The following is a 12,572-nucleotide window of genomic DNA, read 5'->3' on the forward strand; positions in this document are numbered from 1 at the left end:
AGATGACCGTTGACGGGAGCGGAAATCGGTTCGATTCCGGCGTCCTCGACTGGCGATCGCCCCCGATCAGGGGGCGAAGGGATCGATCTCCGCCACGATCTCGGCGTCGCCGTCGAACTCGGTGATGGGCGTGACTGAATGGGTGCCGTCGCCTGCCTTGAAGATGATGATCGCGACCATGAGGGTGGTGGCGAGGCTGAAGGCGTAGGCCTGTGCATCGTTGAGGGACATCGTACCGGCTCCTGTCTTGGAGGCGGGGGACCATCCCCCGCGTGACAGGCGCCCGATGTGTCCGGCTGAGGGCCGCAATCACCGCGGAGGCGTAGCTGGAGCGGCGGCATGCTCGCATAGCCGACCCTTCACGGGTTGATGGCATCAGGCCTTCGGCTGGACCAAGGATCAGCGAATGGATGCGGGGGTGGTCTTCCGCCGGTCGGAGGGGCCACCAGACAATTGGACTTCGATGCATCTGCCGGTCCGCCAGGCGTCCAACCGGTCGTGCTGCCGTCGACGTCAGCCGCTATAGTGCGGCACGAGTAACTGCCTGCGAGGTCGCTGCATGACGAAGGTGCCGAAGAAGAGCGATTTCCCCGTCGGTCAGGTGCGCCGCTATCTGGAGCCAGGCCCGATCGTGCTGGTGTCCTCGAAGTGGGAGGGCAAAACCAACATCATGACGCTCGGCTGGCAGACGATCCTGGAATTCTCGCCGTCGCTCGTCGGCCTGATGATCTCGGGCGGCAATCATAGTTTCGAGATGATCCGAAACAGCCGCGAATGCGTCATCAACCTGCCGACGACGGCGCTGACGGACACGGTGGTCGGGATCGGCAATAGGTCTGGAAACGAAATCGACAAGTTCGCCCATTTTGGGCTGACGGCCGAAGACGCCGCCGAGGTCGATGCGCCGCTGATCGGCGAGTGCCATGCGAGTTTCGAATGCCGGCTGCACGACGATGCGCTGGTCGAAAAATACAATTTCTTCATTTTCGAGGTGATGAAGGCGCACGTCGCCTCGTCGCCGAAGCATCCCGAGACGCTGCATTACACTGGCGACGGTGTGTTCATGGTGTCCGGCAAGATCATCAGCCGGCGCTCCCAATTCCGGCCCGAGATGTTGGGATAGTGGATGGCGCTCACGCGCCACCCGTGCCGAACTTCCAGACCGGGATGCCGAGCTTCTTCGCCTTGTCGGCGAGGTTGTCCTGAATGCCGGTGCCAGGGAAGTGCATGACCCCGATCGGCAGGACGTCGAGCATCTGATCGTTGCGCTTGAACGGCGCGGCCTTGGCGTGCTTCGTCCAGTCTGGAGCAAATCCGACTTGCGGCACCTTGCGATGGTCGGCCCATCGCGAGGCGATCTTTTCGGCGCCCTTCGGTGATTTTCCGTGGATCAGCACCATGTCGGGGTGCTTGGCGTGGACCTGATCGAGCTTGGCCCAGATCAGCGTGTGATCGTTGAAGTCGAGCCCGCCGGTGATGGCGATCTTCGGTCCTGCCGGCAGCAACACCTCGTTGTCGGCGCGCCTCTTGGCGGCGAGGAAGTCCCGGCTGTCGATCATCGCCGAGGTCAGATTGCGATGGTTGACCATCGATCCGCTGCGGGGACGCCAGGGTGAGCGGGTGTGCCGTTCGTATTGCTCGGCGGCCTGGTCGCGCATCAGCTCGAAGGCGTTGCGGCGCTCGATCATCGTCTGCCCTTCGGCCGTCAGGCGTTCCAGCTCGACGGCCTTCACCTCGGAGCCGTCCTGTTCACGTTGCCCGCGGCGCTGCGCCTGCTCGTTGTCGTCTAGCTCGCGTTCGATCCGGTCGGTGGCGCGGTGGAAGACGTTGACGGTCGACCAGAGGAGATCGTCGAGGTCGGGCTCGAGGCGGGTGTCTTCCAGGGTGACGATCAGGGCGTCGAAGATATCGGCGATGGCGCCGGCGACGTGATTGCCTTCGGGCAGCGGCCTTCCGTCGGGTTCGTCCGCAAAGGGACGGTAGCCATAAAGCTGAAGTTCGTGGAGGACGTGGTCGGTGGGCGATGATTCGTGATGCGGCTCGTAGCTGTCGTCGTGCTCGCTCATCGGGATGCTCCTTCGTCGGTGTGACCGCGACCCTCGCGGCCTTCTGGCGACGAAAGCCGGCAGGCGGACCGGACCTGCACCCGGAGCGAAGCGAGAGGGCTGGAGCGCAGCGGAGGACGGCGAAGGCCGGCTATTTTGTTTCGCGATGGAGAGGCCCGACGGGCCGCCGGAAAATAGTCGGGCGCCGACGTTGTTGGTCCGGGCCGTTTGCTGGCCGATCGCCCTCTCGAAGGCCGGGTTGCGGCTCTCCCCGACCCTTGGGAGCATCCGAGCGAGTGCTAAGCGACGGCGTTGCCGTCACCATCACTCCTGCCGGCTATGCCGCCAGTGCCATGAAGCGCGCGACATCCTGCGGTGCGATCTGCACCCGCGCCGCTGCCCGCAGGCTTTCCATTCCCAGGCTGCGGAGATCCTCGTTGAAGTCGCCCAGTCTCGGAGACACGACGATCGCCTCGATCCCGGCCGCGCTCGCCCGTTCGATCAACATCGCCATCGCTCCGTCGCCCGCCGGATCGTTGTCGCGCGCGATATAGAGCCTGCGCAGTGTCTCGGGGAACTCGATGGCGGAGAGGTGTGCTGCCGAGAGCGCCGCCGCCATCGCCATGTCGGGCAGCACGCATCGCAGCGACAGCACCGTCTCGATGCCTTCGCCGGCCGCCATCACCTCGCCCGGTACACCGAAGCGGACCGCGTGCCCGAGCAGATCGCCCATCGCCCGTCGCGGGGTGTCGATCGGCGCCTTGTCCGAGCCGTCGGGAGCAAGCCAGGTGCGATGTGCGCCGGTGATCCGGCCAGCCAGATCGGTGACGGAGGCGATCATCGCCGGCCAGGTCTCGGTCGGGGAATGTTCGTCCGGGCGGTAATAGCAACGCGGGTGGAATCGCAGCGATCCGGTTCCGTGCAAAGCCGTAATTGCACGTTCCCGTAGATACGCTTCCACGACAGTGCCCAAAATCGGCTGCGACATGCCGACGAGCCGCCGCGCCGCTTCCGGCAATCCGGTTGGCGCTGGTGGTTTGCGCTCGCCACCATGCGGGTGGTCAGATTCGGGATGTGGCATCGACAGGAATGTGCGCGCCTCGTTAGTGACGTCCTTGAAGTCGATCAGGCCGCAGCTCTCGCGGATGACGTCGAGGAGATCGCCATGTTCGCCGGTGGCGGCGTCGGTCCATTTGCCGGCCGCACCCTTGCCGGTGTCGCCGCCCTTCAGCCGCACGAACATCGAGCGCCCCGGCGTGTTGCGAACATCGCCGACCAGCCAATAACGGCCCTCGCGACTTCCGGCCGAGAGGTAATGACGGCAGACCGCCTCGGCCTGCCGGCCGAGACGTTGCGCCAGTTCGGAAGCTTCATGACGCGCCATCACGCTGCCTCCCGCTCGCCGATGCGCTCGACCGGGAAGCGTTCCAGCACCTTGGTGAGGATCGCCGGGCCAGCGGCGTCGGTCGGCACGAAGAAGCGCAGCTTCCAAGAGATGATCTCGCTGAACAGGCCATAGGCCCGCAGGCGATCACGCATCGCTTCGGTGAAGCCCGAGAGTTCGATGCGGTTGGCGCCCATGACGCGGACGCGGCGAAGCTGCATGCCCTCGGCGAGGTCGAGGATGGTGCGGCCGTCCATCAACGCCGTGAACGCGTCGTCTGGGGTCAACGTGCTCGCTCCCGTCGCCAGTGCGCCCGCGACCCACGCCGGCGAGACGCGGCGGCCGATGATGCGCTCGCCCGCATCGGTCTGGAGCCGATAGACCCGCGTTGACTCGTTCGGCAGACGCTTCCAGATCGGTAGGAGAAGCCCGGCGACGATGTGTATCGTGCTGTCGGCGAACTCCGACACCTCGGCCATCTCGGCGGTCCAGGCCTCCGCGAAGCTGTTCCGATCGGCTTCCTCCCAATGGCTCTCGTCCATCGAGCGCAGGGTGGCGTGGTGCTGTTCCATCGGGCGGATCAGCGCGACGCGACGCTCGATCTCGCCGTCGTCGAGCATGATGGACGATGCCGGGACCTGTACGGCGGCTCGGCCGGAGCGGTCGTTGACCAGCAGCTTCGTGCGAGGATCGGCGAGAAGATCGAACGCGCCGTCAAGCGAGGTCGGACGGTTGCGCTCGCGCCGTGTGATCGTGAGCAACTGCGTTTCGGCGCTTGTGCCCGGATGGATATGGATGGTCCTGCGGTCGGTGACGATGAAGCTCTCGGCCTGGAGCGTCTCCAGCCCGAGGTCATAGACGCCGCTGGCGATGGCGCCCTCGATCTTGGCGTTGAGGAGCTGCTCGAACGCCGTGAACAGGATGCCTTGCAGTTCGATGGTCAGCGCCAGCAGCCGGTTGAGGAAGGTGGTGATCGGCGGCAGCTCATCCTTGATGCCGTTGTCGTCCATCAGCTTCAGGCCAGTGGCGTCCTCGAACATCTGCAGAGAGCAACCTTCGACCTTGCCGCGGACCAGCAGCAGATAGAGCTGGCGCAGCGCGTCGCGCGCATAGTGCGATTCCAGATTATCCTCGGGCCGGAAAAGACCCTGGCCGCCGGTCTGGCGCTGGCCGCGCGTGATCGCGCCCAGCGTGTCGAGCCGACGGGCGATCGTCGACAGGAAGCGCTTCTCTGCCTTCACATTGGTGGCGATCGGCCTGAACAGTGGCGGTTGCGCCTGGTTGGTGCGGTTGGTGCGGCCGAGCCCCTGGATCGCGGCATCGGCCTTCCAGCCCGGTTCGAGCAGATAGTGGACGCGCAAGCGCTGGTTCCGCGCCGACAGGTCGGCGTGATAGCTGCGGCCCGTGCCGCCAGCATCCGAGAAGATAAGGATGCGCTTCTGGTCGTCCATGAAGGCGGACGTTTCCGCCAGATTGGCGGAGGCGGCGCGGTTCTCGACGGCGAGGCGCTCGCTCTTCCTCACGATCCGCCGCGATCGGCCGGTGACTTCGGCGACGATGTCCGTGCCGAAGCGCTGCACGATCTGGTCCAGCGCGCCGGGGACCGGCGGTAGGCTGGCCAACGTCTCGATCAGGCTGTCACGGCGCACGACGGCCTCGCGACTCTCGACGGGCCGGCCATCCCGATACACCGGCCGCGACGACAGATTGCCCTCGCTGTCGGTGAAGGGCTCGTAGAGCTGCACCGGAAAGGAATGGGCGAGGTAATCAAGGACATATTCCCTCGGCGTGATGTCGACGCGGACGTCGTTCCATTCCTCAGTCGGGATCTCGGCCAGGCGGCGTTGCATCAGGGCCTCGCCAGTCGAGACGATCTGGATGACGGCGGCGTGGCCATCGGCCAGGTCCTGATCGATCGCGCGGATCAGGGTCGGCGTCTTCATGCTGGTGAGCAGATGGCCGAAGAAGCGCTGCTTGGCGCTCTCGACGGCCGAACGGGCGGCGGACTTCGCCTGCCGGTTCAGCGTGCCGGTATCGCCGGTGATGTGGGCGGCCTGCATGGCGGCGTCGAGATTGTTGTGAATGATCGCGAACGCCCCGGCATAGGCGTCGTAGATGCGCGTCTGCTCGGGGGTGAGCTGGTGCTCGACCAGTTCGTATTCGACGCCGTCATAGGAGAGCGAGCGAGAGGTGTAGAGGCCCAGCGAGCGCAGATCGCGGGCGAGCACCTCCATCGCCGCAACACCGCCGTCCTCGATCGCTTCCACGAATTCGGCGCGAGTCGAAAAAGGAAAGTCTTCGCCGCCCCACAGGCCGAGCCGCTGGGCATAGGCAAGGTTGTGGACGGTGGTGGCCCCGGTGGCCGAGACATAGACGACGCGCGCGTTCGGCAGAGCGTGCTGGAGGCGCAGGCCCGCACGACCCTGCTGCGAGGCGGCGGCGTCGCCGCGTTCGCCCTTGCCGCCAGCGGCGTTTTGCATGGCGTGGCTTTCGTCGAAGATGATCACTCCATCGAAATCGGAGCCCAACCATTCGACGATCTGCTTGACGCGCGAAAGCTTCTCGCCGCGGTCGTCGGACCGTAGCGTGGCATAGGTGGTGAATAGGACGCCTTGGCCGAGCGTGATCGGCTTGCCCTGCGGAAAGCGCGACAGCGGCGTCACCAGAAGGCGTTCCATGCCGAGGGCCGACCAGTCGCGCTGAGCGTCCTCGAGCAGCTTGTCCGACTTGGAGATCCAGACGGCCTTGCGCCGTCCGCGCATCCAATTATCGAGGATGATCCCGGCCGACTGGCGGCCCTTTCCGGCGCCGGTGCCGTCGCCGAGCATGAAGCCACGGCGGAAGCGGACGGCGTTTCGGGCATCGTCGGGCGCTGCCGAGACGAGATCGAAGGTCTCGTCCACGGTCCAGGCCCCGGCGAGGAATTCGCCATGGGCCTCGCCGGCATAGATCACGGTTTCGAGCTGGGCGTCCGACAGGATGCCGTCGATGACGATGTTGGCGGGGAGCGTCGGCCGATAGCTCGGCTTCGGCGGTGCGACCGAGGCCATGGCTGCCGACTGGACCAGCTTGGTCGGGTGCGCCTGAGCGCCGGGAATACGGATCGCCTGAAGCCCGTATTCCTCGTAGATTGCATCGGTCAGCCGGCCTCCCTCGGGAGGCGTCCAGTCGACGGTCTCATAGCCGAGTTCGATGCCCTCGGGTTCGGTGATCGACCGGGCAACTGGCGATGATGCGGCGCGGGCGAGATAGCCGCGCACGGTGCGGGGAGCCGGGGCTGACGCGGCGAGCGACGGCAGTGTGACCGGCAGGCGGGCTGGGAGCTGGGCTTCGATCCAGCGGAGCAGCGTGGCGACATCAGGCGCGACACCGGCCGATGGTGGAAACGAGGCGGGATCGTCGGCGGGCACCTTGTCGATGACGGTCAACCGGGTTGCGATGGTCGTGCCATGCTTGGCATAGACCGCACCGTCGATCGCCGCAGTGAACACGACGGTGCCGCGCTCCTGCAGCCGGCCAAAAGGGTCGCGCCAGGCCGGCGCATGGGGCGCGAAGCTGGCGCCCGTGATCGTCACGAGCCGTCCGCCATCCGCCAGACGCGCCAGCGCCGACGCGACGTGGCGGTAGGCGGCGTCGGCCATCCGGCCGGAGACGTTCGCCATCACCGAGAATGGCGGGTTCATCAGCACGACGCTCGGCACGGCGGTCGGATCGAGGTGATCGTCGATCTGAGCGGCGTCGAAGCGCGTGACGGGAAAGGTCGGAAAGAGGGAGGATAGGAGTTCTGCGCGGGTGTGGGCCAGCTCGTTGAGGACCAGCCTCGCCCCGGCTAGCTCGGCGAGGACGGCGAGTAGCCCGTTCCCGGCCGAAGGCTCCAGCACGCGGTCGGTGGGTATGATCGCGGCGGCGGCGAGCGCAGCGAGACCAAGCGGCACTGGGGTAGAGAACTGCTGGAAGGCCTGCGTCTCCTCCGAGCGCCGCGTATGCGTCGGCATCAGGCTCGCGATCTTGGTCAGCATGGGTAGGCTGGCGGCCGGAGACCCGGACTTGCGCAGAACCGCCTTTCCGTACTTGCGCAGAAACAGCACGATCGCCGCTTCGCAGGCCTCGTAGGCCGTCTTCCAGTCCCAGGCGCCGGTTGTGTCAGAAGCGCCGAATGCAGCCTCCATCGCGCCGCGCAAGGTTACGGCATCGACTGGCTGGCCGCGTTCGAGGTGGGAGAAAAGATGATGGGCTGCGGCGAGGATGGCGGCCGGCGCGGGGTTCGCCGCAAGCGGAAACGACGCGGCCGGAGCGGCCGCAGAAGCGGAAGCGGAAGCGGAAGCGGAAGCGGAAGCGATGGTCATGAAGGGCACCTCGAAAGAGCGAAAACGGAGGAGCCAGCAGGCGCTCTCTCTCGACCGCACCGGCTCGAATCCGTCCCGGCCCACCTCTCACTCTGGCGCGGGGGATGACCTTTTGGCCGCTTCGTCTTCCGAGGTCGGACGCGCGGCGCTACACTCCATCATCAAACACATGGCGGGCGGCAGCCTCGACGATCGAGGACACGCGCCCGCTTCACCGAGCGAGGACAAGGGAGAGACGGGTATGAAGGGACGCGCGATCGGCATGGTGGCGGCGGGATGCCTAGTGGTGGGGTTCGGCGCGGGATTCGTGGCGCGACCGATGATTTCGCCGGGTGGGTCCTCGGCCGCCGCCGTCGCTGGCGTTGCTCAGCCCACGGAGGAGGAGGCCGTCGCCGCCGTCCGTCGTCATCGACTGTTCTCGGGAACGTCGCTCGCCAATGCTACCCTGAAGCTCGGCGACTGCTCTCCGGGTGGCGTCGGTCCTGGCGTGACATGCATGACGCAGCTCACGATGGACCCCACCCGGGCCAGCGCCACGCCGCAAAACAGGCCGGTGGGCTTCGCGCGCGTGAACGACCAGTGGGAGGTGGCGGTTTGGTAGAGTCGCCGTCCGATGACTTGAATACGGCGGCCTGACCCCCCAAATTATGGAGCTCAGGGTCGCTGCAAAATTCGTAGCAATATAAGAACCGCTTGCAGCGATAGCTGTAAGAGCTGAACAGCCCGATCAACGGGCCGCCGCTGATCTGCACCGTGCTTGCACGGGCGGGTCTCGGCTGTGCGGTTCACCGATCCCGTCAATTCCATCGAACCGTCCATTCTACGAAGGAGGTTCTGATGGGTCAGATCCTAAAATTTCCGACGAAAAGAATCGAGCCGCTCACCATCCGGAGCGGGCCTAAGCATCGAGTCAGCGTCGAAGTGCTTGATCAGGTGCGCCCGAGGCGCACGCGCTGGGCCGTTCAGTTCGAAATACAGGACGTTGCCGGGTTCGGGGCGCTCGACGGTTTCACGGATGCTGCCGTTGCTGCTGGCTATCGGCACCGGTTTCGCGTCACGAGCACCAAATCGTCGCGGCAGTTCATAGCGGAGACGGCTGACTTGGTGGCTGCGGGCAAGCTTGCCATTTGGATCGACGGCGTGCGGGTACGCTCCCGCATCGAACGGCGTGCATAAGAACCGGCTGGGGCGGTGGTTACCGCCCCAGCCGAGTCCCAGATCATTCGGCGGCGACAAGCTGATCCAACTCGTCTTCGCCGTCTGCGGCTTGCTCGTCCTCCTCAGTGAGGAAGTCCGGCAACGCGTCGGCGTCACCGGCGTCAGTCTGATCGGCAAGATCAGCAAGGCGCAGCGGTTCGGGTAGCCAGCCGCTGTCGGCCAGGAGCCGTTCGGCTTCCTTAGCCATGTCGCCCTTCTTCAGATGGTCGATGAGCTGGGCGGCCTGTTCGCCCTTCGCCTCGCGGACTGCTTCGAGGATGCGCGGCTTGGTCACGCGATTGAGGTAATTGCCGAAGGTCGGACGCCAGCCGGCCTCCACCATGTCCAGCCCGGTTGCCCGTCTCAGGCGGTCGGCCTGCACAAGCCGCATGTCGAGCGTATGCTGCGACACGCCGTTGGAGCTGTGCGGATTTGGCCGCTCGAAGAGCGCGTTGACGCCGTAGCTAACGCAGTGTGCCAACAGCGCCATGCGGCTGGTGTCGCCCAGGCCGGCCAGCCAATCCCAAAGCGCGTCGTCGTCTTTCGGGATGTCGGCGGCCCAGGCATCGTGCCGCTCCTGCACCGCCCGCGCGGAAGGGCTGTCCGCCAGACCCTCGTCCTGTGCGGGGAAGTAGATGTGCTTCACCCCCGCTTCCATGGCGCCGTTATACATGCGGGTCATGAACCGATCCGAGACGAGCTTGTGCAGCAGCGCCGTCATGGCGACGTGCGGGTTGTTCGCGACGGCATCACGCAGCGCGAGCGTGCGGTAGGCGGTCAGCTCGATGACCAGGCGTTCGGGCAGCGGCTTGATCGCGTCGTCTTCGTCGTCATCTTCCGGCTCGGTGGGCTGGCCGCCGATCGTGATGACAGCGCGCTGCACCGTCGCATTGGCGGGGTCATGCGATACGCCATCGGCCCCCGACCCGGTGTCGCCGTCGCCCTCGACCGGGATGGCCGGAACGTCCTCGGGACGGACAAAGCCGCGATCGACCGTGAGCGAGCCGTCGGCGTCGATGCTGACGAACACGCCGGCGATGGCGATATCGGCCGGCTCGTAGTGAACCGGGCGCTCCTCGAAGCTCGCGAGTGCGGTTTCGATTTCACCGAGGCGCTGATCGATCTCGTCCGGCAGCTCGTCGGCATCCTGATATTCGGCTTCGAGCCTGGCCATCTCGGCGTTCAGCGCGTCGATAGTAGCCAGCTCTTCGGCCGAGAGGTCCAGCGGCGTGCCGGTGATCTCCTGCAGGCCGCGCGCCGCATCGTACGGGAAGCTCACGGCCACCTCGATCCACTTCCAGCCTTCGGCAGCGATCGTCTCAGCTTTGGCCTTCAGCTTTTCGCCAACGAGGCGGTCGAGAAGCGCCGCATCTTGCAGCCAGCCGCCGTCGTCGGACTGGAACAGGTCGCGCATGACGATGCCGCCCGCCGACTCATAGGCCTCGATGCCGACGAAGACGGCACGTTTGTCGGAAGCGCGCACCGTCGTCTCGGTCAGCAGACGCCGGATCTGATAGGGCTCCTTGGACCAGGCGTCCTTGATCGCGTCCCAGACCTGCTGCTGGCGGGCATGGTCTTCGGAGACCGTGAACGCCATGAGCTGCTCCAGCGTCATGCCGTCCTCGGCATAGACGTCGAGGAGCGCCTGAGAGACCGAGGCGAGCCGCAGCCGCTGCTTCACCACATTCACCGGCACAAAGAACGCCGCGGCGATTTCCTCCTCGGTCATTCCCTTGCCGCGCAAGTCCTGAAAGGCGCGGAATTGATCGAGGGGATGAAGCGGAGCGCGCTCGATATTCTCAGCAAGCGAGACCTCTTCGGCGAGGATCTCGCTGTCATGGTCGCGCACGACGCAGGGCACCGGCGCGATCTTGGCGAGGCGCTTCTGCTTCACCAGCAGTTCGAGGGCGCGGAAGCGCCGGCCGCCGGCCGGAACCTCGAACATGCCGGTCTCGACGCCATCGGCATCGACGACAGGCTGGACGCTGAGGCTCTGAATCAAGCCGCGACGCGCTATCGAGGCCGCGAGGTCCTCGATCGAGACGCCGGCCTTCACGCGCCGGACGTTGGACTGGGACAGGACCAGCTTGTTGAAGGGGATGTCGCGCGAGGACGACAGGGTGATCTTCTGTACGGCAGTAGCCATCGGGGTAGTCTCCGCGACGGGCGCCGAGAGCCTCTCTCTCAGCCCTAAACCCGTCACGAAGCAAAGCGCCGCCCTCTTCCTCTAAAGGGGCAGCACCACGGAACGGACTTGAGAACACGCGGAAGCGCAAAGCCGGAGATACGGAAAATCGCATCTCCGGCTTCCCGGATGTCAGGCGGCTCGATCGAACAGTTTCTTCGCCTTGCCCTCCATGTCGAGGCGAGCGTCCTGATGGGACTTGTCGCGTGCGACGGCGGTGATGCCCTGAACGAAATCGAAGATGCTCTCGGGCGGGCGACCTTCCTCGGCCAGCACCGTGTCGATGATCTTGCCGGTTTCGGCCTTGGAGAAGCCGCGGCGGCGCAGGAAGTCGGTGCGATCCTCATCGCTGCGCGCCACGATCCGCTCGCGGGCCGCCTTGATGCCGTTGACGAAAGGCAGCGGCGAGGAATTGGCGAAGTTCGCCAGTGCCGGCGCCGCCTCATGGGCGAACCGATTGGCGGCATATTTGGAGTGGCGGATGGTGATCTCCTCGAAATCCTCCACGCCCCAGAGGTTTCGATTCTGGCAGACCGCGCGCAGATAGAAGCTCGCCATGCCAAGCGTCTTGGCGCCGACCTCGGAATTCCAGCAGTAGAAGCCCCGGAAATAGAGATCCGGCGATCCGTCCGGCAGGCGACCGGCTTCGATCGGGTTCAGGTCATCGACGAGGAAAAGGAAGACGTCGCGGTCGGAGGCATAGAGCGTCGTCGTGTCTTTGGTTATATCGACGCGCGGATTGTAGATTCCCGTCGACCAGTCGAGCACGCCTGGCACTTTCCAGCGGGTGTCGCCGGTGCCGTTGCCGGCAATGCGCTGGACGGCCTCGACCAGTTCGTGATCGTAGATGCGGCCATAGTCTGGGCCAGTGACGGCGCGCAGCTCGATGCGACCGTTATCAGTTTCCAGTGTCTTGATCTGTTCGGCCCGATTGGACGTCAGGCCGTATTGCAGGTTGATCGCGGCGAGAGGCGCGGGAAGCTGGCGCAGATAGGCTGCCGGCGCGCCGACCAGGCTGGCCAGTTGACCGAAGCTCCAATGGGTCGGGGCGATGGGCGTATTCGTGCCTGGCAGAATTAGCGCCAGGCGCTCCGGGTCGCTGCGGTTCGCCTCCACATGGATGAGGGCGCTCTCCACGACGCGCGTCCGGCTGCGGTCGGCGCGATCGCGAACGGAATATGCCAGCTCGGACAGTGACAGATATCGCTCGTCGGCCGGGCGCGAGAACCATTCCGACGAGACGCGGCCGATGCGCTCGCCGCGGCCGACATCCACCTTGTAGCCGCCGCTGGTGTCGCGGCGCGCATCGAGAACTGAAACCTGGGTCATGGGACCAATCTCCATGACGGGCGCCGGAGACCTCTTCTCCAGCCCTCAACCCGTCACGGAAAATGCCTCAGCACTCTCACTCTCAG

The 12,572-nt window shown here is 65.6% G+C and carries 9 protein-coding genes; 3 read left to right on the forward strand and 6 right to left on the reverse strand.

The window, feature by feature from the left end; translation table 11 throughout:
* Nucleotides 1-66: 66 nt before the first annotated feature.
* Nucleotides 67-231 carry a hypothetical protein gene (locus C1T17_RS21220; RefSeq protein WP_189338532.1) on the reverse strand — a complete coding sequence of 55 codons (165 nt, stop codon included), beginning with the start codon at nucleotides 229-231 and terminating at the stop codon, nucleotides 67-69.
* Nucleotides 232-559: 328 nt separating this feature from the next.
* Between C1T17_RS21220 and C1T17_RS06835 the strand changes: the two genes are divergently transcribed.
* Nucleotides 560-1,123, forward strand: a complete 564-nt coding sequence (locus C1T17_RS06835) for a flavin reductase family protein (protein ID WP_104952803.1) — start codon at nucleotides 560-562, stop codon at nucleotides 1,121-1,123.
* 10 nt (nucleotides 1,124-1,133) lie between these two features.
* On the opposite strand, the gene C1T17_RS06840 is transcribed toward C1T17_RS06835, so the two are convergent.
* From C1T17_RS06840 to C1T17_RS06850, 3 genes are all read right to left on the reverse strand, one after another.
* Nucleotides 1,134-2,066: a DUF2493 domain-containing protein gene (locus C1T17_RS06840; protein WP_104952804.1), complete on the reverse strand. Its 933-nt coding sequence runs from the start codon at nucleotides 2,064-2,066 to the stop codon at nucleotides 1,134-1,136.
* Nucleotides 2,067-2,382: 316 nt separating this feature from the next.
* On the reverse strand, nucleotides 2,383-3,429 hold the full coding sequence (locus tag C1T17_RS06845; RefSeq protein WP_104952805.1) for a toprim domain-containing protein: 1,047 nt from the start codon (nucleotides 3,427-3,429) through the stop codon (nucleotides 2,383-2,385).
* A complete protein-coding gene (locus C1T17_RS06850; RefSeq protein ID WP_104955052.1) occupies nucleotides 3,429-7,775 on the reverse strand; it encodes a strawberry notch family protein in 4,347 nt (1,448 codons plus the stop codon). Before C1T17_RS06850 ends, C1T17_RS06845 begins: the two co-directional genes overlap by 1 nt.
* Nucleotides 7,776-7,887: 112 nt before the next feature.
* Here C1T17_RS06850 and C1T17_RS21590 point away from each other — a divergent pair, with 112 nt between their 5' ends.
* Both C1T17_RS21590 and C1T17_RS06860 read left to right on the forward strand, forming a co-directional pair.
* A complete protein-coding gene (locus C1T17_RS21590; protein WP_223262841.1) occupies nucleotides 7,888-8,376 on the forward strand; it encodes a hypothetical protein in 489 nt (162 codons plus the stop codon).
* Nucleotides 8,377-8,612: 236 nt separating this feature from the next.
* Nucleotides 8,613-8,951 (forward strand): hypothetical protein, encoded by a 339-nt coding sequence (locus tag C1T17_RS06860; protein WP_104952806.1) that lies wholly within the window; start codon nucleotides 8,613-8,615, stop codon nucleotides 8,949-8,951.
* Nucleotides 8,952-8,994: 43 nt separating this feature from the next.
* Here C1T17_RS06860 and C1T17_RS06865 read toward each other — a convergent pair whose 3' ends face one another.
* Nucleotides 8,995-11,118: a ParB/RepB/Spo0J family partition protein gene (locus tag C1T17_RS06865; protein ID WP_104952807.1), complete on the reverse strand. Its 2,124-nt coding sequence runs from the start codon at nucleotides 11,116-11,118 to the stop codon at nucleotides 8,995-8,997.
* 171 nt (nucleotides 11,119-11,289) lie between these two features.
* Nucleotides 11,290-12,486: a DUF932 domain-containing protein gene (locus C1T17_RS06870; protein WP_104955054.1), complete on the reverse strand. Its 1,197-nt coding sequence runs from the start codon at nucleotides 12,484-12,486 to the stop codon at nucleotides 11,290-11,292.
* Between the last annotated feature and the right edge of the window lie 86 nt (nucleotides 12,487-12,572).

Source organism: Sphingobium sp. SCG-1 (assembly GCF_002953135.1).
GTDB lineage: Bacteria > Pseudomonadota > Alphaproteobacteria > Sphingomonadales > Sphingomonadaceae > Sphingobium.